Origin of the sequence: Fluviicola sp. (assembly GCF_029266855.1) — a bacterium.
GTDB lineage: Bacteria > Bacteroidota > Bacteroidia > Flavobacteriales_D > Crocinitomicaceae > Fluviicola.
This window is the reverse complement of record NZ_JAQSWB010000005.1, coordinates 49532-71969: the sequence shown is the minus strand read 5'-3', so window position 1 is coordinate 71969 and position 22438 is coordinate 49532. Positions and strand designations below refer to the sequence as shown.

At 40.0% G+C, this 22438-nt stretch carries 20 protein-coding genes; 6 read left to right on the top strand and 14 right to left on the bottom strand.

Features of this window, described 5'->3' with window-relative positions:
• Position 1: 1 nt before the first annotated feature.
• From K0S23_RS11990 to K0S23_RS11970, 5 genes are read right to left on the bottom strand one after another with little or no spacing between them, the layout of a single operon-like run.
• Complete coding sequence (locus tag K0S23_RS11990) at positions 2 to 247, bottom strand: phosphopantetheine-binding protein (RefSeq protein WP_300357622.1); 246 nt, start codon at positions 245 to 247, stop codon at positions 2 to 4.
• A gap of 14 nt (positions 248 to 261) precedes the next feature.
• Entirely contained in the window at positions 262 to 1485 is a 1224-nt protein-coding gene (locus K0S23_RS11985; protein WP_300357620.1) for a beta-ketoacyl synthase, read from the bottom strand.
• A complete protein-coding gene (fabG, locus tag K0S23_RS11980) occupies positions 1485 to 2216 on the bottom strand; it encodes a 3-oxoacyl-ACP reductase FabG (RefSeq protein ID WP_300357618.1) in 732 nt (243 codons plus the stop codon). Before fabG ends, K0S23_RS11985 begins: the two co-directional genes overlap by 1 nt.
• Positions 2213 to 3742 carry a histidine ammonia-lyase gene (locus tag K0S23_RS11975; protein ID WP_300357616.1) on the bottom strand — a complete coding sequence of 510 codons (1530 nt, stop codon included), beginning with the start codon at positions 3740 to 3742 and terminating at the stop codon, positions 2213 to 2215. Before K0S23_RS11975 ends, fabG begins: the two co-directional genes overlap by 4 nt.
• Before the next feature lie 24 nt (positions 3743 to 3766).
• On the bottom strand, positions 3767 to 4816 hold the full coding sequence (locus K0S23_RS11970) for a methyltransferase (RefSeq protein WP_300357614.1): 1050 nt from the start codon (positions 4814 to 4816) through the stop codon (positions 3767 to 3769).
• A 186-nt stretch (positions 4817 to 5002) separates the two neighbouring features.
• Between K0S23_RS11970 and K0S23_RS11965 the strand changes: the two genes are divergently transcribed.
• From K0S23_RS11965 to K0S23_RS11950, 4 genes are all read left to right on the top strand, one after another.
• Positions 5003 to 6598, top strand: coding sequence for an NAD(P)/FAD-dependent oxidoreductase (locus tag K0S23_RS11965; protein WP_300357613.1), 1596 nt, complete (start codon positions 5003 to 5005; stop codon positions 6596 to 6598).
• A 133-nt stretch (positions 6599 to 6731) separates the two neighbouring features.
• Positions 6732 to 10457, top strand: coding sequence for a trifunctional MMPL family transporter/lysophospholipid acyltransferase/class I SAM-dependent methyltransferase (locus tag K0S23_RS11960; protein ID WP_300357610.1), 3726 nt, complete (start codon positions 6732 to 6734; stop codon positions 10455 to 10457).
• 1 nt (position 10458) lies between these two features.
• Positions 10459 to 11982: an FAD-dependent oxidoreductase gene (locus K0S23_RS11955; RefSeq protein ID WP_300357607.1), complete on the top strand. Its 1524-nt coding sequence runs from the start codon at positions 10459 to 10461 to the stop codon at positions 11980 to 11982.
• A complete protein-coding gene (locus K0S23_RS11950) occupies positions 11975 to 13195 on the top strand; it encodes an NAD(P)/FAD-dependent oxidoreductase (protein ID WP_300357604.1) in 1221 nt (406 codons plus the stop codon). The genes K0S23_RS11955 and K0S23_RS11950 overlap by 8 nt, the downstream gene beginning before the upstream one ends.
• Positions 13196 to 13383: 188 nt before the next feature.
• Here the strand turns inward: K0S23_RS11950 and K0S23_RS11945 are convergent, their stop codons facing one another.
• Positions 13384 to 14625 (bottom strand): AMP-binding protein, encoded by a 1242-nt coding sequence (locus tag K0S23_RS11945; protein ID WP_300357602.1) that lies wholly within the window; start codon positions 14623 to 14625, stop codon positions 13384 to 13386.
• Positions 14615 to 16288: a C45 family peptidase gene (locus K0S23_RS11940; protein ID WP_300357599.1), complete on the bottom strand. Its 1674-nt coding sequence runs from the start codon at positions 16286 to 16288 to the stop codon at positions 14615 to 14617. The genes K0S23_RS11945 and K0S23_RS11940 overlap by 11 nt, the downstream gene beginning before the upstream one ends.
• A 72-nt stretch (positions 16289 to 16360) precedes the next feature.
• On the opposite strand from K0S23_RS11940, the gene K0S23_RS11935 reads away from it, so the two are divergent.
• Both K0S23_RS11935 and K0S23_RS11930 read left to right on the top strand, forming a co-directional pair.
• Positions 16361 to 16906, top strand: coding sequence for a hypothetical protein (locus tag K0S23_RS11935; RefSeq protein WP_300357596.1), 546 nt, complete (start codon positions 16361 to 16363; stop codon positions 16904 to 16906).
• A 20-nt stretch (positions 16907 to 16926) separates the two neighbouring features.
• Positions 16927 to 17589, top strand: a complete 663-nt coding sequence (locus tag K0S23_RS11930; protein WP_300357593.1) for a hypothetical protein — start codon at positions 16927 to 16929, stop codon at positions 17587 to 17589.
• A gap of 7 nt (positions 17590 to 17596) precedes the next feature.
• Here K0S23_RS11930 and K0S23_RS11925 read toward each other — a convergent pair whose 3' ends face one another.
• From K0S23_RS11925 to K0S23_RS11900, 7 genes are all read right to left on the bottom strand, one after another.
• On the bottom strand, positions 17597 to 18544 hold the full coding sequence (locus K0S23_RS11925; RefSeq protein WP_300357590.1) for an NAD(P)-dependent oxidoreductase: 948 nt from the start codon (positions 18542 to 18544) through the stop codon (positions 17597 to 17599).
• A 31-nt stretch (positions 18545 to 18575) separates the two neighbouring features.
• Positions 18576 to 18821, bottom strand: a complete 246-nt coding sequence (locus K0S23_RS18555; RefSeq protein ID WP_366944312.1) for a DUF6327 family protein — start codon at positions 18819 to 18821, stop codon at positions 18576 to 18578.
• Positions 18822 to 19172, bottom strand: coding sequence for a competence protein (locus tag K0S23_RS11920; RefSeq protein ID WP_300357587.1), 351 nt, complete (start codon positions 19170 to 19172; stop codon positions 18822 to 18824).
• 1 nt (position 19173) lies between these two features.
• On the bottom strand, positions 19174 to 19506 hold the full coding sequence (locus tag K0S23_RS11915; protein WP_300357585.1) for a YtxH domain-containing protein: 333 nt from the start codon (positions 19504 to 19506) through the stop codon (positions 19174 to 19176).
• Positions 19507 to 19662: 156 nt separating this feature from the next.
• Positions 19663 to 20037 carry a GxxExxY protein gene (locus tag K0S23_RS11910; RefSeq protein WP_300357583.1) on the bottom strand — a complete coding sequence of 125 codons (375 nt, stop codon included), beginning with the start codon at positions 20035 to 20037 and terminating at the stop codon, positions 19663 to 19665.
• Between the two features lie 112 nt (positions 20038 to 20149).
• Positions 20150 to 20590, bottom strand: a complete 441-nt coding sequence (locus K0S23_RS11905) for an Lrp/AsnC family transcriptional regulator (RefSeq protein ID WP_300357581.1) — start codon at positions 20588 to 20590, stop codon at positions 20150 to 20152.
• 518 nt (positions 20591 to 21108) lie between these two features.
• Positions 21109 to 22362 (bottom strand): acyltransferase, encoded by a 1254-nt coding sequence (locus tag K0S23_RS11900; protein ID WP_300357579.1) that lies wholly within the window; start codon positions 22360 to 22362, stop codon positions 21109 to 21111.
• Positions 22363 to 22438 lie beyond the last annotated feature (76 nt).

Genomic DNA, 22438 nt, shown 5'->3' with positions numbered 1-22438 from the left:
TTTAAGCGTTCAAACGTTGTTCAACCAGGTCGTAGAAATCGTTAAATGTTTCGATCGTTTTGAAATCGTCTGCAGTTGGTTTGATGCCCAGGTTTTCTTCAATAACAACAACCAGGTCAACATAATCCAAACTATCTAAATCCAAAGTTTGCTGTAAATTATTATCAGGTAAAATTAATGCCGAATCCACTTCAAATTCTTCGGATAAAAATTGTTTTGTTGTAAGAATGATGTCTTCTCTTTTCATATGTTTAGGTAACTCTATTTTTTATACTTTTTAATAATTAACGAGGAATTAGTTCCTCCAAATCCAAATGAATTTGACAAGAAGCAATCAATATTCTGCTCTTTGTAGCTTGGAATAATATTGATCTTTTTCGAGTCTTCATCCGGATTCTCAAAATTGATATTCGGTGCAATGAAGTCATTATTCATCATTAACAGGGAGTAAACAATCTCACTTGCACCTGCCATCCAACATTCGTGCCCAGTCATACTCTTGGTAGAACTTACGGGAACTTTTGACCCCAATGCATTGAAAATCGCCTGTGCTTCCGTTGAATCTCCGATTGGAGTTGAAGTTGCATGGGCATTTACATAATCAATATCATCAGGAGTTAAATTCGCTTGCTTCAAAGCCATGTTCAAAGATCTGAACTGACCGTCGAAGTTTGGATTTGAGATATGATCACCATTGGAAGAAAAGCCGAAACCAACGATCTCACCATAGATAGGTGCGTTTCTTTTCAAAGCTGATTCCAGAGATTCGATAATCACAGTAGCTGCTCCACCTGAAGGAACCAGTCCGTCGCGGTCGCGGTCAAATGGTCTGCTTGCCATCGATGGGTCGGCATCTCTCACGGAAAAGGCGCCCAAACCATCGAAACTTGCCATTGCAAAGACATTGATTTCCTGTGCACCTCCACAAACGACGCGTTCCTGCAAGCCTTGTTTGATCAGTAAATATCCCATTCCGATCGAATGAGAACCTGAAGAACAAGCTGCAGAAATCGTAAAATTCATTCCTTTCAGTTTATAGATCGTTGAAAGGTTCATATTTACGGTAGAATTCATGTTCTGAAAAATATCCCCGCTTCCGATTAGAGTGGTATTTTTCTTTGTACGTACTTTATCTACCGTTTCAACCACAGCACCTGCCGTTGAATCGTTTCCAAATATAATTCCGGTTTCTGTTTTATCTAAAAAGTCAGCATCCAGGCCGGATCCTTCCATGGCTTCTTTCGTTGACATAAAAGCAAAGCGTGCCGGTTGATGCATTCCAATTCGCTGACGACGGGACAAGAACGGATTCAGGTCCGGTTCGGCAACCATTCCGGTAAAGCATGAACGATAACCAAAGTCTTTACGCTGCTCGTCATAAATAACTCCGCTGCGGCCTAAACGCAGGGATTCCAGAACCGTGTCCAGGTTTTCACCCAAACAGGAATAGGCACCAATTCCGGTAATTACTACACGATGTTCCATTAAGCGTAAATTCCTCCGTTAATATTAATTACTTCTCCAGTAATGTAGGCCGCCTTTTCAGACGCCAAAAAACTTGCAAGATACGCCACTTCTTCCACTTTTCCAAAGCGGTTTGCAGGAACCATTCTTTTTAATTCATTCATATCCAGCTCACTAGTCATATCCGACTCAATGAAGCCCGGAGCGATGGCATTTACTGTAATATTTCGTTTCGCAATTTCTTGTGAAAGTGCTTTGGTTGCTGCGATCATTCCTCCCTTCGCAGCAGAATAATTGGTTTGTCCGGGAACACCCTTTAATCCGCTCAAAGAAGCGATATTAATGATGCGTCCGCTTCGTTGTCTTAGCATGCGTTGTATAATTGCTTGTGTGCAGTTATACATCCCTTTCAGCGAAGTGTTCAAAACAGCATCCCAATCTTCTTCCGTTACCCAGGGAAACAAATTGTCTTTTGTGATTCCTGCATTGTTTACCAAAACATGGATAATTCCTTCAGGATTGCTTGAATACCAGTTTTCAACGGCAGCTTTTACAGCAGCACCATCTTTTACATCAAAATGCATGATCTCACCGGTTCCACCCGATTGACGGATCAAATTCAGGGTCTCTTCCGCTGCAGCTTGATTGGAAGCGTAATTAATTAAAATATGCAGGTTTAAGTCCTGAGATAATTGTAGCGCAATTGCACGGCCAATTCCTCTGGATGCACCTGTCACTAGAGCACATTTCATAGGTTGAGAGTTGTTTTCTTAAGGGTGTTTGTAACGTTTTTAATAGCTTCAAATTGCGGGATGTCCTCATTAATTGTTGGAGAAACGGCACGAATTTGATGATAAATTTCTTTAGTCTTGGAAGAAAGTTTGTTTTTCTTGGTTTCGTCGAGTAAATCAATCGCCTGACATACTGACATCATATGAATCGCCATTACCTGAAAACCATTTTCAATCACTTTTTTGGTAATAACTGCACTGTTTGTTCCCATACTTACAATGTCCTGGTTGTCATTGTTGTTGGAAATACTGTGCACATACATGGAATTGGAAAGCATTTGATTTTCTGCAGTTGTTGAAGTTGCCGTAAACTGCATTCCTTGGATCCCGAAATTCAAACCCAAAGTTTGTGTGTTCAGGAATGGAGGGAAAATACCATTGATTTTGCTGTTTAACAGGAAGTTTAACTGTCTTTCAGCAAGCATCGTCAATTTGGTGATAACCAATTTGATCTTATCCATTTCCAATGAAATATAGTCGCCGTGGAAGTTTCCTCCGTGGAAAACATTTTCGCGTTCTAAACTTACAACCGGGTTATCATTGGTGGAATTGATTTCATTTTCAACGATCGCCTTCGCGAAATCCAGGGTGTCTTTTACCGGACCAAGGATTTGAGGAATGCAGCGAATTGAATAGTATTCCTGGATTTTTTTCTTGAATTCAGTGGTTTCTGCTACCTTATCGTCTGAAAAAAGCTCTTCGCGTTTGCGGATCAGTTCACTGTCCGTAAGGAAATCACGCATTGATTTGGCAATTGCCTGCTGACCTGCATGCAGTTTTACTTCATTTAGACCTACAGAAAAAGAATCGTCATATGCTTCTACAATTTCATTGATCATTGTGGACGCTGCAATAGCCCAGTCCAATAAGCGGTAGGAATAGATCAGGTTAACCGAACCGATCCCCGACATGCAGGAAGTTCCGTTCATTAAACCAAGCCCATCCCGCAATTTAACTTTAAGAGGAGTGATGTTCTTTTCTGCTAAAACTTCGGAAGTTTTTCTGCGAACTCCATCGATATATACATACCCTTCACCGATTAAATTCAAAGCCAAATGAGCCAATTGAACCAAATCACCACTTGCACCGACTCCACCGTGCTCATAAATTTCAGGAATGATATCATGATTCAGGAATTGAACGAGCTTTTCAATTACTCCGTAGCTGATTCCTGAATTTCCCTGCATGAAATTCGTTAAACGTGAAAGAACAACAGCACGTGCAGATTCTGCATCCAGAACATTTCCTGTTCCTGATGAATGACTTCTGATTAAATTGTACTGAAGTTGATTGAGTTTGTCTTCATCGATTTTAAATTGAGCCATTGGCCCGAAACCGGTGTTGATTCCATATATGATTTTATCACTTGAAAATTCCTGAAGGAATGAAAATGATCTTTCTAATTCTTTACGAACATCGTCAGAAATCACATATTCCTTTTTCTCAAGGCTAAATGCTTCTATTTGTTTTAAATCAAGTTTGTTCATGTAATTTGTAAAGTGGAGAGTAACTTATTTCGGTAATTTAACTTCAAGAATAGTGTGGAAACGATCCATATGAAGTCTGTGCTCCTGAACGGTTTCAAAACCTGCTTTTTCAACGATGTATTTCATTGCAGAAGAGGAATACATTTTACTGTTTCCATTTGCCATTGCCGTAAAATAAAGTGAAGTAGCGATCAAACTAAACTCTGCCGCAGGAAAACGCTGATCATCAATGAAAGTCTCCATGATGAAAATCGTTGAATCAGGTTTCATGTTTTTCTTAATCTTCAGTAAGATTGCTTCAATTTCTTTCTCACTAAAGCAATCCAGGAACTGGCTCATCCAATAAACATCTGCCCCGGTCGGAATTTCTGAATTCGGATCAAGCATATCGCGCTCGTTGAAATCTACGCGGTCTTTTATTTCAGGAATCGCTTCGATGTTTGCTTGCGCAACTTTCAACTGAACCCCCAGGTCAAAAATGCTTACACGAACGTTTGGATCGTGCTGTGTACTGGCAATAGCCCATTTTCCGGTGTTCCCACCGATATCGTAAATGTGTTTCGGATTGTGCTGGAAAATAATTTTCAATGCTTCTCCGAATGAATTATCGGAATAATGATGGTCAAATTCGAACCAGGATGTTTTTAAGGGTTCGGGAAGGAGTGATAAACCTTCGTAGATCGTTTTCCATGGGCCGATTTCTTTTAATCCTTCAGGTTTGCCATTCAGAATGGAATCTTTCAGGTGAAATAATCCTTTGTAACAGATGTCTTGTGTAAACATCATGTTCACTTTGGTCATTTCATCCCGTGTTAAAAAGTACCCGATTTTGGAAAGCGTGTATTTATCTTCATTCAATTCGAGAATATCTGCTGCTTTAGCCATTTCAACCAAAACACGAACACCGTATTCACTGATTTTTTTGCGTTTTGCAATTTCCTCAATCGTTAAGCCATCTCTTTCTTCATATAGTTCGTCCATAATTCCCAAGCTGGACATGGTATAAACTGTTTGAAATACAAACGGACTAAAGGCAATTTTTTGCGCCTCGTATAAAGAGTTTAATGCTTTCATGGGTACAATCTATGTCGAATTTGAGTTTAGTTACTGTTGTTCGATCAGGGTTAATTTAAAATGTGGCGGCAAAGTTAGAAAAAAAAATAGTTTCTTGCCCGTATGTTAATTCTTAGTAGCTAGCATTTTACTAAAATTCGGGTCTTCGAAGCATTGAAAGCTCTATTTCATTAATTTTGAAGCCGAATGAACGAAGAATTTGACGTCACCATCATTGGTTCAGGTGTCAGCGGTTTACTTTCTGCTGCGCTGTTATCTAAATCAGGAATGAAAGTACTTGTACTTGAAAAGCATTATCTGATTGGTGGATATTTGCAGGGTTTTGAGCGGAAGGATTTTATTTTCGATACGGCAATTCATTGGTTGAATCAGTACAATGAGGAAGGAACTGTGACCCGTGTTTTTAAACTATTGGGTGAAGATTATCCGAAACCACAACTGATGAAACGCATTCAACGTCACATTTCTACCAATCACGATTACATACTTACAAACAATCCGGATGAATTGAGAGATCAGTTGATCCATGATTTCCCGCACGAAAAATCAGGAATTGAACGATTTTTTAAGGTCGCGAAGCGAATAGCGAAAGTTTCACTGAGATTTGCAGAGTTTTTTCAGTCCGTTGAGACAAAATCTCCATTTGAAATCCCATTCTTCCGGATGAAACAGCTGGGAATCATTTATCCCCTGATCCCATATGCGATAGGTGGAAACGATGTGAAAAAAGGATTGAGCAAATTTTTCAAGGATCCGGAATTACAGGAACTGTTCTGCACGGAGCGCGATCTGTTGTCGTGCATCTTCCCGATTGCTTGGGCATATAATTCGGATTACCAAAATCCACCGATTGGTGGAAGTCAGGTTATTCCGGCGTGGCTGGAAAAACAGGTGGAAACAGATCATTGTGAGATACGCCTGAGCTCTGAAGTTACCGGTTTTGAATTCAATGAGGATGTAATTTCCGGTGTTCGCTATAAAAACAGGGCAAAAGAATATTTGGTGAAAACAAAATATGTTATTGCAGCCTGTGATGTGGATTTCCTTTACCGCAAATTGGTACCACCCAATTTGGTGCCTCCGAAATTTTTTGAAGTGCTCAATGATTCCGAGATGTACAGTTCTTCGGTAACGATTTCCGTTGCAATAGACTGCCCGGCTGAAAGTTTAGGTTTCGGACATGAGTTGACATTAATCTGTGAGGAATCCAGTACCCGCGAAGAGCACAGCTCAGGTGATCCACATAAATCTGCAATTTCTGTTTTGGCTCCGACCGTCAGAGATCATACCCTTGCACCGGAGGGAAAAGGGACGATTACCTTGTATGTTCCGGCATGGATGGATTACATGGATAACTGGAAAACTGAAAGAAATGCAAAAGGGGATTTTGTCCGGACAGAAGCATATAAAAAATTGAAGGATGAGTTTGCTCAAATCATTTTTGAGCGGGTGGAATCCAAAATGTGTCCCAATCTACGCGAACATATTTTGTTTTATGAAGTCGCTACTCCGATAACTTACCATCGCTACACCGGGAATAAGAATGGTTCCATGATGGGAACACGACCGGGTAAGAAAAATATGCAGAGTAAAATTGCGCATTACCGCACACCGGTTAAAAACCTGATTGTTGGTGGGCAGTGGGCGGAATTAGGCGGTGGAGTTCCGATTGCAGTCAAAACAGCATTCAATGCGTCCTTAATTATCCTGAAAAAATGGGACAAACCTAAATTCAAGAGACTACTCAATGCATACAAAAAAGGCTCAAAACTCACAACATGAGATATTTTTGTAGTTTTGCCAACTAATATTTCTCCTCTTCCTGAAACTAACACAAATGATCGGTCAAATTTGCGCTCGAATAGTTGAATTTTTTCTTAAAAAAAGACTTGTTTTTTGGGGAAGCTTTACGCTTGTGGTCGCTTTTTTGCTTTTTGGCGTTTCCAGGTTAAAGATCAACGAAGACCTGTATGCTATCTTTCCTCAAGGTAAGGAATTCAAGAAGTTCAATGATATAGTTCAAAAGAACAAACTCAATAAACAAGTCGTTTTCTCTATAAGAGCCCAGGAAGATGAAGAAATCACCCTGGAAAAACTGGAAGGCCTCAAAGCGGATCTGGAAAAGCAATTTTCTAAGGAGCTGAAGGATATTGAGGTAATTAAATCAGTGGACGAAGGAGCTCTGATAGCCTTCTTACAAAAAAGCTCGGTTCGCAACCTCACAAATGAAGATTATAAACAGATCCGCACAAAGCTTCAACCTGATTCTATTGAAACAGCCTTAAAACGCACTTCTCATTTATTGACAGGGCCGAACGCTTTTTTCATTAGTAAATTGGCTGCCAATGATCCTTTGGGATTGTTTTACGGACAGCTTAAGCAGTTGAATCCAAGCAGTGATTCCGGTAACTACGTGATAAAGGACGGTGTGGTTTATTCCCGAAATGAAAAGCATGTTTTTTTCTTCGGAACGATCGACCTGAACCAAAAAGACACCAGGAAATTGGAAGCATTTGCCAATCGACTGGAGAAATTCAAGCAAGCAAAAGCCAAGGAAAAGGGATTGAACTTCGATTATTTCGGAACCTTTCAGATTGCTGTGGAAAATGCCAGACAGGTAAAGTTTGATGCATTTTTGACTTCCATTATTAGTGTTTCAGCCATTTTACTGCTGCTAGTTTTCTATTACAGAAGTGTCCTGGCGCCGTTTTATTTTCTCTTACCCGGATTTTTCGGAATCTTGAGCGGTGCAGGTTTGGTTGGATACCTGCATCCTGAAATATCTGCAATTTCTTTAGCTACCTCTTCCGTTTTGCTGGGAATTGTGCTCGACTACTCCTTTCATTTCTTTACGCATTTAAAACATTTGGGAAATGTAGTAAAGACTGTTAAGGAAATCAGTTCACCGATGATGCTGGGAAGCTTTACAACGATTGCTGCCCTTTCCGCATTGCTTTTTACTAATTCCGTAGTTCTGCAAAATTTCGGACTGATTGCGTTGTGTACTTTGTCCGGATCAGTTCTTTTCACGCTATTGTTTCTCCCTGTTCTGATTGAGCGTTTGAATATTCGAATAAATGAGAACAGAGACTATAAAAGTAGTTTTAAACTAAATAAGGCGTTTGTTAGAGTCTCTTTCCTCTTGATAACTTTGGTGTCGCTGGTTTTCCTATATCATTCTTCGAATGTGAACTTTGATTCGGATATGAATAACCTTTCGTTTCATACACCGGAATTAAAACAAAAGGAAAAATTCTATACGGGAATCAATCCGAATACTGATAAAAAGCTCTTCGTATTTTCATCTGCGCCGGAAATGGAAGCAGCACGCTACCAAAACGATGAAGTTTATAGAAGCTTTGTTTCCAGTAAGGAACAGTATGGAATTTCCGAATTTGTTTCCTTATCTCCTTACCTCCCTTCCAATCAGACATTAAAGGAATCTGAAAATCGCTGGTTGAGTTTCTGGAAGGCAAACCCCGCAGTGGAAGAGGAAATAAGACAGCGTGCTCCTCAGTTCGGTTTGAATGCAGCTGGTTTTCAGCCTTTCTTTCAGTTGATCCGTAAACCTGTTTTTGATAAGCAGGAAGGCCGGGAATTAGTAGATGAAATTGGTTTAAATAAGTTTGTTTCGGAGGATCGGGGTTTACATACTTATGTCACTTCAATTACTGTGAAGAAAGACAAACAAGACCAGGTTAAAGAACAATTGGCTAAGATTGATGGTGTATTTGTGCTGGATATTTCTGAAATGGCCAAATCAATGCTAAATGTCGTAAAACAGGATTTCGATTACTTGTTCCTGTTTTCATCCATGCTCGTATTCTTTTCATTATTGGTTATTTACGGAAGAATTGAATTGACCTTGTTTGCATTTTTCCCGATGGTTTTAGGCTGGGTTTGGATCCTGGGAATCGCGAGTATTTTTGATATTCCGTTCAACTTTATCAATATTATCGTCGCAACTTTTATTTTCGGACTGGGTGATGATTTCAGTATTTTCACCACTGACGGACTGATCCAACAGGCAAGAAGCGGTGTGAATTCGTTAAAGTCCACGCAATCCGGGATAATTCTTTCTGGCATTGCAACAATAATCGGAACCGGTGTTCTCATTTTTGCTCAGCATCCTGCTATTCATTCTATCGGGGCAATTAGTGTGATCGGGATCGGGTCCATTATGCTCATAACCTTATATGTTCAGCCACGTGTTTACAACTTCTTCGTCCTGAACCGGATCAAAAGAGGCCGGGGGCCAATTACCTTTTTCTATTTTATCTATAGTTTATTGTTGTTCTTCTACTTTTTTGTGGGAAGTTTGATTCTGAATATTCTTTTGATCTTCATTCTGATTCCAACACCAATGAAGCGGATTCACAAACGGAATATTCTCAATTTTTGTATCTCCAAGTTAGCTAAATCAACACTTTACGCAGGAGTTCATGTGAAGAAGAAAATAGTTGATGAACACAAACTGGATTATAAAAAACCAAGTGTAATTATTCCGAACCATACTTCTTTCCTGGATATCCTGGTTGTTTTAATGCTTCATCCGAAGACGATTATCATGGTGAAAAAATGGGTGTACAATTCACCGATTTTTGCTCCCTTTATCCGTTACGGAGGTTATTTGTTTGCCGAAGAGGGAGCTGAAGGAAACCTCGATGATATCAGGAACCGTATCAACCAGGGATATTCGATCGTGATCTTCCCGGAAGGAACAAGAAGTGCTGACGGAGAGATCAAACGTTTTCATAAAGGCGCATTTTATATTTCCAAAGAATTAAATATTCCGATTCAACCCTTGTTAATTCTTGGAAATCACGAGGTCAATCCAAAGAATGATTTAATTATTAATCAAGGACAAATTCTCGTAAAACCTCTTGACAGGATGTGTGCACAAGAGGAGGAATCTTATAGTGAGTTTTCAAAGCGCGCAGTTAAGGTGATGCGTGATGGAATGAAGGAATTTAGAAAAGAGTACGCCACTACTGCTTTCTATTCGCGGAAGGTAATGGAGAACTATTTACTGAAAGGACCTGTTCTGGAATGGTACGTCCGTGTAAAATGGGCAATGGAAAGAAAGAATTTTGATTTTTATAATCGCTTGATCGGTGATCGGAAACATATTGTGGATGTGGGTTGTGGATACGGATATCTTTCTGTCTTCCTGCATTATTTCGATCCGCACAGGGAAATAATCGGAATGGATTATGATGAGGATAAAGTCGCTGTGGCCGATAACTGCATCAAAAGATCTCAGAATTTAAGCTTTATCAATGCGGATATCCGCGAATGGGATTTACCTGAATCCGATGTTTATTTCTTTAATGATGTCATTCATTACCTGCGACCGGATGAACAACTTCAGTTGTTGGAGAATGTGAACCGGAAATTGGGTAAGGACGGAATTATTGTAATCCGTGACGGGATCATTGAATTCCAGGATAGATTGAAAAACACGAAGTTAACCGAGATTCTTTCTACGAAATGGTTTAAATTTAATAAGACAACAAATGATCTGTCATTCTTGTCAGCAAAAGAAATTGAGCGTTTTGCCCAGGAAAATGGGTTTGGATTCGAATTAATTGAACATTCATCAAAAACATCCAATGTATTGATGATTCTTAAACGACTGTAAGTTGAATTCTCAGGAGAAAATAATAGTAATCGGAAGCGGAATCGGTGGCTTGGTCAGTGGGCTGATATTGGCTAAACACGGCTATCATGTCCAAGTACTGGAGAAAAATCATCAGATCGGAGGTTCATTACAGGTGTTTAGCCGCGATAAAAAGATATTTGATACGGGAGTTCATTATGTTGGCGGTTTGGATAAGGGTGAGAATCTGTACAAGATCTTCAAGTACCTGGAGATTTTCGATGATTTGGAAATGAAGCGCCTGGATGAGAACGCATTCGATATTGTACGTCTGGCAAATGGGGTTAGTGCGAAGCATGGAATCGGATACGATAATTTTAGAGCCCAGCTCAAAAGGAGTTTTCCGGATAATGAAGCGGATGTTGATCGGATTGCCGATGAAATCAAGCTTTACTGTACCTATTTTCCACTCTACAACATTGAGCTGGAATCGGAAATTAATTATGTCGAGCATACGGAAGTTCTGCAGGTTGGTGCCTGGGAGCACCTTTCGACACTTACTGATAATGAAGATCTGGTCAAAGCCATTTTGGGTTCCGGACCATTGTATGCCGGATTAAAAGGAGTAACACCCTTTTATGTGGTGGCCCTGATCCTGAACAGTTTCATCAAAGGTAGCTATCGCTTTGTAAACGGGGGATCCCAAATAGCGAAACTGCTGATGAAGAAGATTGCGGAAAACGGCGGGGAAGTTCTTAGAAGAAAAGAAGTTGTAGCAGCAAATTATGATGATTCCGGGAAAGTTCGCTCAGTGATTTGCAGCGATGGCTCAGAGTTCGAATGCGATTTTGTGATTTCAAATCTTCATCCGAAGGAAACGATTCATTTGTTCGGAAAGGAACATTTCAAAACTGCTTATACCAACCGTGTAAACGCCCTTCCGAATACGATTGCATCATTCATGATCTATTTGTCGCTGCATGAAAATACCCTCCCTTACTTCAATTCGAATTATTACGATTACTATACGGATAATATTTGGAACGAAGAATTTCATTTTACAGAAGAATGGCCACAGATGACTTTTACCTCTGCACAGGTTTCGAAGAATACGAAGGAGTATGCAGAATCGATCTCTGTGATGTGTTATCTTGATTTTAATGAACTGAAAGCATGGGAAGACTCGGTTCGTACAATTGTGAAAGAAGGAAGCAGGCAGGAAGAGTATGAGGCATTTAAGAAATTGTGTGAAGAACGGACATTGAATCGCCTGGAAGAACGCTTTCCGGGTATCAGATCCAAAGTGAAAGAGATTTATTCCTCCACACCGATCACATACAGGGATTATGTTTCCACACCTAATGGATCGATGTATGGGATCCAAAAAGATTTTAACCACACACACAAGACGCAGATCAATACAAAGACCCATGTTCCGAACCTGTTTTTGACAGGTCAAAACATCATATTTCACGGAATTTTGGGAGCGACTATTGGTGCTCTTGTAACATCTTTTAATTTTGTAGATAATAAGCAAGTAATAGAAAAAATCAAAATGTATGACTAAAGAAGTTGATGTTGTTGTAATTGGTGCAGGTCCCGCGGGTTCTGTAGCGTCCTCTAAATTAATTAAAGAGGGTCTGAAGGTTTTGGTTTTGGAAAAAATGCAGTTCCCTAGATTTGTGATTGGTGAAAGCTTATTACCCCACAGTATGGATTATTTGGACGAATTGGGCCTTCTTCCAGCTGTTGAAGCATTGAAATTCCAGGTGAAAACAGGAGCTTGTTTTTACCACGACGGAGAACGCTGTGATTTCTTATTTGAAAACCAGTTTTCAGAAGGTTGGTCTTATACTTTTCAGGTAAAACGTGCTGATTTTGATCATGCATTGATCAAAGAGGCTGAAAAACAAGGTGCGGAAGTTGAATTCCAGGCAGAAGTAACGGATGTGAAAACTTCTGCAGCAAAACAAGTAGTTACTTATCGCGATAAAAACGGGGATATTCATGAAGTTCATTGCCGATTTGTAATGGATGCAAGTGGTTACGGACGTGTGCTTCCACAAATGTTTAATTTGGAAGTTCCCGTTGCAACTCCGCCTCGTGGAGCCGTTTTTGCGCATTTGGACGATACAAGGAGAACACCGGAAGATGGCAGAAACATCTTTGTACATGCGTTCAATGACAATACTGCCTGGATCTGGTCCATTCCTTTTTCGGATGGGACGGCCTCAGTAGGAATTGTTGGAAATAAAGAATTTGTTGAAGAATGTTACGCAGACGGTGGAAAACTCTTCAAACAAAAAGTTGCTGAATTCCCGGGATTAAACGGACGATACGACGGTGTAGAATTTATGTTTGAACCGCGTTTGATCGTAAATTATGCGGTTTCCGTGAAACAAGTTTACGGTGAAGGCTATGTTTTGTGCGGGAACAGTACTGAATTCCTCGACCCGATTTTCAGCTCGGGAGTAACGCTGGCAATTTCTTCCGGTTATAAGGCTGCAGCACTGGTTGCGAAACAGTTACACGGTGAACAGGTGGATTGGGAGAATGACTACAGTGTTGTTTTGAAAAAGGGAATTGATGTATTCAGAACGTATGTACTTGCTTGGTATGAAGGAACCTTGGGAGATATTTTCTTTAGCGAAAAAGTAGATGACCTGATCAGACAGCAAATTTGCTCCGTTTTAGCAGGTTACGTTTGGGATGAAACAAATCCATTCGTTAAAAAACACAGTACTTTGGTAAATGCCGTTGCACACATTGTGAAGATGTAGAATGAAAGTATGATATTGGAAAGCTCGTCAACTGACGGGCTTTTTTTGGTTTACCGGGTTAGTTAGTTGGTAGTTCTAAGGGTGCGGGGTTGTAATGATTAAAATTCGGACATCAAAGTTGCAAGTTCGTCCGCCGCGGCGGACAAACTGCCCTTTGTTTTCCTGGGTTCCGGAAGAGTTGAAGTCGCTTATTTGAATACAATTTTCTCCGGTTTCCGCATATGATTCTTAAAAACCTGGCTTCTCAAATAGTCCGTTTCCAAAAACACAAAATGCGGAACAACACGTAATTTGGCCTTGCAATCCTCAATGATCTTAAACATTACGGGTGAGTGTTCGATCCTGTTTTCCAAGAGGATCGTAATCGTATCGTGTCCGAGGTAATCTTTTGCTACTTCAATTTTATAACAAGTGATCTCTGATCTGCTGTCAAAAATCTCATAGATGGACGGCGGGAAAATGGTCGTTCCTTTAAATTTTATCATTTGATTTTTCCTGCCCAGGATTGGGCCAACACGCGGAGAAGTTCTTCCGCAGCTGCAGGTTTCCCTGTAAATTCGTGCAACATCGCCTGTTTTATAGCGTATAAGTGGTGTTCCTTCGGTGTTTAGGGTGCTGACCACGATCTCTCCCTTTTCACCATGGGCAACTTCATTTCCTTCATCATCCAGGACTTCCAGGTAGATCAAATCTTCGTTCAGGTGTCCGCCCTGGTGTGCTGTACATTCCGTAAAAGCGGCTCCCATTTCTGTTGAGGCGTAGGTTGAGAACAATTCGATATTCCAGTCCGCGTGAATACGTTTTGCCAGGACATTTTCGGATAAGTCATCTTCCCTGATCGGCTCACCGATACAAATCGCCGAACGAACAGAAGTTTGATTGACATCAATCCCGTTTTGTTTTGCATAGTCAATCAGGTTGACTAAGAAACTGGGTACGGCAATCAAAATGGTCGGTTTGTTTTCTAAAATCGAATTCCATTGTAAGGCCGGAACACCCGGGCCAATGCGGATCATTCCTGCGTTTAATTCCTGGACACCTAAGTAATAAGCCAATCCCGCCATGAACTGCTTGTCGATGGTTGTCATTAACTGAAACAGATCACCGGCTTTAGCACCGGTCAATTCAAAAGACTCCTTTTCATTTTTTGCCAAACGAACTAAATCTTTCTTCGTAAGATAAATGGTAACCGGTTTGCCGGAAGTACCTGAAGTAGTGACATATTCGGCAACTTGGGCAGGAGGAACACATAAAAAATCCCGGTTGTTCTGGGAAAGGTCCTCTTTCGTTGTAAAAGGAAGTGCCCGAAATCCTTCCCAATTCAAGTGTTCAAGTGAATTCTTTGAAAAATGTTTCCGATAAAATGGAGCATGCGCAACGGCATAGTGAATCGTTTCAATTACTTGCTCAAGGACCTTGCTATTTTCCATTTTTTCGACATTCTTTGATCAAATTACGCAATTCTTCTTCAATCTTGGGCGAAGCAACTCGTTTTGTAAGCGCTGTTTCATATGCTGAGATCGCTTTTTTAAGCTGTTTTTTCTTCTGAAAATATTTTCCAAGCTGTTCATAGGTAACGTACGATTCGGAATTGTTTGAAATGAATTCAGCAATCTCTTTTTCTGAAAGATTCAATTCTTTATCAAACATCAGGTAAGCCGTGATTTGCTGTTTAACGGTTTTGAACGTTTTGAATTTCCTGTAAGCCTCCGAAGTGACAAATTGATCCTGTGGGATTGAATCCACGAGTTGAATATGCTTTGTTTTGAATGTTTTGTTTAGATCATATCCCAGGAAAGTACCCAATTGATAATCCGAACTGGAAATGAAGTAAAGCCCGCTTTCAGGTTGCATAACCACACTGTGATGTGCCTGGAGTTGATTCAATGCTCTTGGATTTCCCATTCCCAAAGTATCTCCGTTCCATCCGCCCTGGTCTCTTAGGATGGTTGCCGCAATGGAAGGATTCAATGGATGTGATTTTCCAAGCAATTGTTTCATCCTGTCGAAACGGTATTTGGAATCACTGTTGGATATATTTTTGAGATTTTCTTTGTCTTTTTCGAAGCGTGCGGATTGATAATGGTTCGCACAAACCAATTGATCCGTTGGGCTTTCGTAAACTCCCAGTTTTGCCGGTGATTTTTCGATTAAAACTGCTCTTCCGTCTGCCGCTGAAGAAACCATCAGTGTTTCGGAAACAAAAGTGTTTCGCTTTTTGGCAATTGCCACCGCTTCGTCTATATTCTTGGCATATTGTAAGATTTCACGAGCCAGGAGTGAGATCGGCATTTTTGAACTGGTTGGCAAGTCTGACTTGGAGGCGTTGATAGTCACAGTCAAACCTTTTTCATTCATTCCGGAAGCTACTCCGGTGAATCCAGCCCAGGAATAGGAAGTGAATTTGTAACCCTTACTCGGATTGACAAAAATGATCAATTTGTTTTTCGCGAAATCATCACCGACATAAAAATCAAAATTCCTGCCGACTAATAATTCCTTGTTTTCACTTTTGTTGCCTTTCACCGCGAAAGAGGTGCAGCCAACCACGCTGTAGTCATTCAGGGCATGCCCTATATCGTGTGCTGCGTGATAATTCAGTATACGTGTATATTTTGAAGCGATGTAATCGTAACGATCCGAAAAAGCGAGTGAGATACCATAGATTTCCTGCTGGTTCTCAAGCGGAATATTCTCCGGAAGGTCACTATTGAAAAATCCGACCATTAATTTAATGAGATGCCTCCAAAGTTTATTCGGCAGGAAATTATTGATCTGTCCGACAAAAATGTCTTCTTGTTCCTGTACGAGTTCTTTTGCGAGTTTTCCATAGATGACACCTCTTTCGTAAGGTTCTCCTTCCAGGTACATTTCCCAAACACCGAACTTGTTTTTCTTTAAGTAAGAATTTCCAAGAACGTAATGGTCTTTTCCAACTTGTTTTCGTTCGCCGATATGAATCTCCGGAACTTCAGGGGTGTCGATTTGGGCATTGAAGAGGACAATTGTAAACAATATGAAAATGAATGCAAAAAGTAACTCTGTCGGAATCCAAATGAGACGGAATAGGTATTTAATTATGGTTCTTAGCACACGTCTGAATAATTGAGTACAAATATACGTTATTTTTGAGCTGGATCTCAGCAATTTCGACTACGGATAACGATGATAAGTATAATTAACAACCCGAATTCTACAGTGGCTTATTTTAAGCAGGAGGACTACGATCAGCTGCTTGCCGGTGGTATAAATAAACGCGCAGTCGAAAAAGGCGGGGTACAAAAATTGCTTCAGGAATTGGCTTGTCACGAAGATGAAATCTCTTATAAAGAAAGCGGACAACCCTATTTTAAAGATAAACCGGAATTGTTTTTATCAATTTCTCATGCAAAAGGATGGTTTGCGGTGAGTGTGGGATCTGAGCCCGTGGGAGTTGATATTCAGACGTATTCACCCAGGTTGAAACAAGGGCAGGACTATTTTAGAAATGAGTGGGAATTGTCATTTTCCGAGGATGAAATTGCACTTCATTTGATTTGGGGGGCAAAAGAAGCATTTTATAAATTGAAAGAAGGTCAAATTACCGATTTGAAAGAAGAGGTAATCATTTCAAACATTTCTAAAGATTCTTTGCTTATCGATTACGGATCCGAGACTTGCAAGTTGGGATACCGAATACTCGAAAATGCGTTTATTGTTTTCACGTTTTGAAACGAATAACTGAATTGCTTATGAAAACAGGCTTGATTTTAGCGGCTTTTTCCCTTGGATTCCAATCTTTGGGACAAGTATTTCACGTATCGGATACTTCGGCTTTAATTGTTAAGACTACGAATCAATCTCCGGCTCACTGGTACGTTGAAGTCTTTTCTGATAGTTCAGTGGACACAGTATTGAGGTGGAAAGCAACCCATTTCGATAATGTTCCCCCTGAATGGGAGATAGGGATGGATGATCAAACTGCTTCTTACTCCAATATACAGGTTGGTGATAGTGCAGATTTTAATCTGCCGGCGAATCAGCCCTTTGCAAAAAAATTGATCATCGGCGCAATTTTGAACGGAACTCCAGGACATGGAATTTGTTATTTTGACGTTTACGATCCGAACAATCTTTCGTTTGTTCAAACCATAAGTTATGAATTCATAATTACGAGTCCCGTAAACGGAATGATGGAATTGAATGAGGACTCTTTCCTTGAGTTTGAAGGTGGATATCTGAAAGTGAAAAACAGGCAGGAAGCACGATTTGAACTCTACGATTTGTCCGGTAATTTATTGCTTGAAAACAAACTAACAAATACGTTTGATGTTTGTTTTTTACCCGGTGGCCAACTCTATTTGATTAAAGTAAGACTTAATAGTAAAGAGGCTATAGTCAAGATCTACAAGTAATTGTGAATTACTGATCTTCGATGTCCAGAATTTTGTCGGCTAAAACAGAACTAAGTTTATAGTAGCTTTCTGCAGTCCATCCGCCAACATGAGGCGTAAGCAATATTTTATCGGATGCCAGTAAGAATTTCAATCCTTCGTTGTCGGTGTGGTCAAAGAAATGTTCGAATGATTTTTTCTCAAATTCATTTACGTCCAATCCAGCTGAAATCGTTGATCCTTTTTGGATAGATTTAATTAAAGAATTAGTTTCAACTATTTTTCCCCTCGATAAATTCAACAGGTAAATGGGTTTCCCAAGTGCATCAAAAAACTCTTGGTTGGCGAAGTGAATGGTTTCTTCATTCTGGGGAATGTGAAAGGAGATCACGTCGGACTTCCTCAGCACAGCTTCCAGGGTAGCTTCGATTACAAAGTCGTCTCCAAAACCTGTTTTGTATTTGTCGTAAGCCAGAAGGGTGATGTCAAAGCCGCGTAATTTCTTTGCAAATGCCTTTCCGTTATTTCCGAATCCGATTATTCCAACCGTTTTGCCATCCAGTTCAACACCTCTGTTTCCTTCGCGGTCCCAAAGCCCGTTTTTTACATCCCGGTTTGCTGTATGGATCTTGTTCATCATGCATAAGAGCATGCCCAATGCGTGTTCTGCCACTGCATTGCGGTTTCCTTCCGGAGCATTGTAAAGCTGAATTCCACGTGAGTCACAATAAGTAACATCAATGTTTTCCATTCCTGCCCCGGAGCGAGCTATGAAATGAAGTGCGGGAGTGAATTGTAGAAAGGATTCATCCAGTGTGAAGCGGGAACGGATCACGATTCCGTGCGCATCTCTCAGTTGAGTTTCACATTGTTCTCTGGTCCAGTCATGCGCCTCAATACATTCGTATTCACCGCTTTGTGTGAGCCGTTCGGAAAGGATGGGATGTACAGTGTCCAAAAAGAATACTTTTTTCATGAAATGAATTTGAGCACTCCGAAGTTACTTTTTATTCTTTGAACGGCTTTACGACGAATTGTAAAATAAATTTGATGACTTGTTCTATGAGGGAAAAAGTGGTTTGGTTACCTGTTCCGATATAGTCCTGGAGCAAGTTCATAGGGCGCAAATTCTCACCGGTCTCCCGGAAGCCCATTTTTATTTTTTGAGCATGAATTTCACGCTCGAGCTTTAGGATTTTTAAATCCAGCTCAATTTCTTCAAACGAAGAATATATTTTCGGCTGTTTCTCCATTTAATTATTGAAAAATAGTTTGGAAAATCTTCGTAAAATTTGCTTTTCGATGAATCGAAGCCTTAAAAAACAGAGTAAAAGGATCAATACAAAATAGGCGCCGGCAACAATAAGAAAACCCAAGGCAATATTGTCTATCGCATCCCCGATTGCCAAAGCTGCTGCAATGGATCCGAAAAGAAAAGCAATCATCAGGAAGAAACCAAGCAGTATAAATCTGACGACCATCCTGGTGGATTTCATTAAGATTTTGAAACCCAGCAGTTTGTAATATTCAACAGTACTTTCTACGTATGCTTTGGTTTCTTCCTGAATCTTGCCTGTGCTCTCCTTTAATTCTTCAAATGCCATCTTACTTAGCTGTTGCTTTTTTAGCCGCACCTTTCAACAAGGACAGTTTTTCTTCTAAAAGTGAGATCAGTTCATCCTTTTCATGAAGCCCGCTTGAAATGGCGTTATCCAAAAATTCGCCAATGTCTTCACCCGCATTTTCAGCCTTGCGATGCAACAGTTGAGCCAATTCGTGGTATTTATCCATCAAATTATCTTTTCCTTTGCCTAAATTGTCTTTCAGCTTTTGTCGAGTTACAGATCCTTTATCAGGCGCTAATAGAATCCCGATGCCTGCTCCGATAACTGCACCTGCCAGAAGTGCAATTATAACATTTCCTGTGCTACTTGCCATGATACTTTGTTTTATGTGTTCCTAATAAATGTAGCCAAAAATTCGAGCTTTCGACAAACAAGAGGAAATCTTTTAACGTTAATTCTCAGTTCGTTTAATGGGTATCCCATGAATGCATGAATTTTTTCGCTCGGTTAACACGCTCGCAAAGGTCACTTAGAGGACAAAACGTTTGTATTTCAAACTATCTTCATTAAAATTGACTAATAAACCGAGTGGTAAATCGGAAACTGCTAAATAGTTAATAACTTGAGCATAATGAGACTTTGTAAGTTGACTAACTGATTTTACTTCTAAAATGATGGAGTTTAAGACTACAAAATCGGCGTAGAAATGATGAGGTAAGATAATATCTTTATAGTGAACCTTAAACTCTTTTTCTCGTGCAAATTGAACTTTTGCATGCTTAAATTCATATTCCAATGCATCCTTATAGACAATCTCGGAGAAACCATTTCCTAAATTTCGGTGGACTTCCATACACATACCTATTATTTCATAGGCTTCCTTTTCTAATATTAAGTGCTTCATTTACTTTAAGATAATGAAAAAGTTCATTTCGAACAAGCAAAAATATTAAGCGTCAAAAAATAAATAGCGAGCGCGTTAGCCGAGCTAAAATTCGTGCATTCGCGGCAAGAATCTATTTAAGTTCCGACATCACGAAGCTGCTGTTCACCTGCCCGATATGTGGAATGCAGGCCAATTGGTTCTTCAGGAAATCCTGGTACACTTCCATGTTTGCAACTTCAATCGTAAGCATGTAATCTGTGGCTCCGGCTACATGATAGGCGTGAATGACTTCCGGTAGTTCCCTGACGGCGCTTTCAAATACATCAATTCCCTCCTTTTCGTGGCTTTTCAAACTTACCTGGCACACTACTTTCAATTCCTTCCCTACAGCTTTTCTATTGATCAGCGCAGCATAACCCTGGATAACACCAATGCGCTCCAATCGCTTGATGCGTTCAAAAGTAGGAGTAACGGACAGACCGATTTTGCCCGCAACTTCTTTATTATTCATTTTACCATTGGCTTCAAGGAGCGTTATGATCTGATGATCAATGGAATCTAATACTGACATACTTCAAAGTTTTGAGAAAATATTTCTGTTTTCGGCTTCAAAATCATTAAATAACAGAAAAAAGAAGCTGTGCTTTATAAAAATATAGAATAATATTCTATAATTCGCGAATCAAGCCAAATTTCATTTTACTTAGTGGACGTGTTAGCGTATAAAAATCTGAATTCGAGGTAATTTTTGTTGCGAATTCTGTTTAAAAGCAACACCTTAAATGTTAAAAGATCGTTGTTTTTGGGGCGTGAATGCCTTGATATTAAACAGAACAAGAGTTTAGTTGAAATTTTTTCACAAGCTTTAAAACAACGTTTCATAATTTTTCTCGTCATAAATGAGAAAGTGGGAGTTTTAATTGATTTATTACAAAAGAACCCCAACGCTTACGCTGAAGCTACAGCGAAGGCGCATAGACACCACAGTCTAAATTACTACTGCGAATTCCCCTATCAATAATTGGTAGGGGATTTTGGTTTCTGGAAGAATGGTCACGGCATTTATGGAGAAATAGCAGGTATTGCACTTCATTCCGATAAGTCACCTTTTGTGATAAGTTTCCCCATTTTTTCAGAGAGCCCGATGCTGGCCTTATCGATGAATTTATAGTAGAAATGCGAAATCAGAAAAGATACCGCCATGGACGCGAGAAATGAAATCAGGAAAGGAATGAAGTAGGTTCCCGGTTTCCATAATTCGAGAAAAAGTGTGGTTCCGAGTGAGCACAAGACGGCCAAATGGATCAAATAGAATGAGAACGAGATTTTTCCCAAATATAAAAAAGGCTTTATTGAAAAGAAACGCATGAAATTGTTCTCAAAACAGATCACAAACAGAAGGCAAAAAGATCCCAATACATGGAACAGGTCGTAACTGTTGGTCCAGCTCCAAGACAAGGGCTTCCATATACTTTGCTCGAGCAAGGAGCCTTGTGGGTAGGAACTGAAATAAATTCCCGCACTCAAAAGCAAAAGTTTAATCCCGATGCCTTTCCATCCCTTTGGAAAAGAAAACCCATCTACAAAAAGCCGGCTAATGAGTGACCCAAGTATGAAAGCGGCATAGAATTTTTTATCTGTAAGAAGAATAAGAACCGCGACAATGATATGAAGCAGGATTGTTTTCTTATTGTTACCCGCTAATGTCAGGAAGGAAAACAACAATAAGGAACCTAGAAATTCAATCGTCATTGTCCACAATACCGGATTGTAACGATCGTCCCTATTTAAAAACACATCCACAAACAGGTTTTTTATCATGTCTGCAACAGTACTCATATCCCTGAATAGACAATCCAACCAATTTTTTGATTTGGTCATATCACCCAATTCTTTGTGAGTGAAGAGTCCCGCTTCATGAAGAATATAGCAGAGAATGACAGATACGCCAACCGGGATAAGTAGTCTGAAATATCGTTTGGCAGCATATTCCCTCAAAAGTTTGTGGTTTCCGGAACGGTGAAATTTATAGCTGAGTACAAAGCCACTTAAGACAAAGAAAATGGAAACTGCAAATCCTCCGTTAAAAAAGATATTAAGAGGTGTTTTTGCAATCAGCAATTCTATCCCGCCATTTCCCAGGTTTACCTGATCGGGATTCATGTAATTAATCGCTGGGAAGAACGCTAAACCGAAATGGTGGAATACAACTATTATCATAGCTACACCGCGCACCCCATCCAGGAAGCCCAGGCTGTGTTGTCTGGATTCGATATTCATGCGGACTAAAGTAGGTATAAAATGGTTTTGGAGGCTCAACCAGTCACCTTGAGAGGTAAGCATATAAGCAAAATTTCCAACTTTAAGGCAGGAATGAAGCGTAATTAAAGTATGAATGAAGCATAGATAAGAGTCCGCC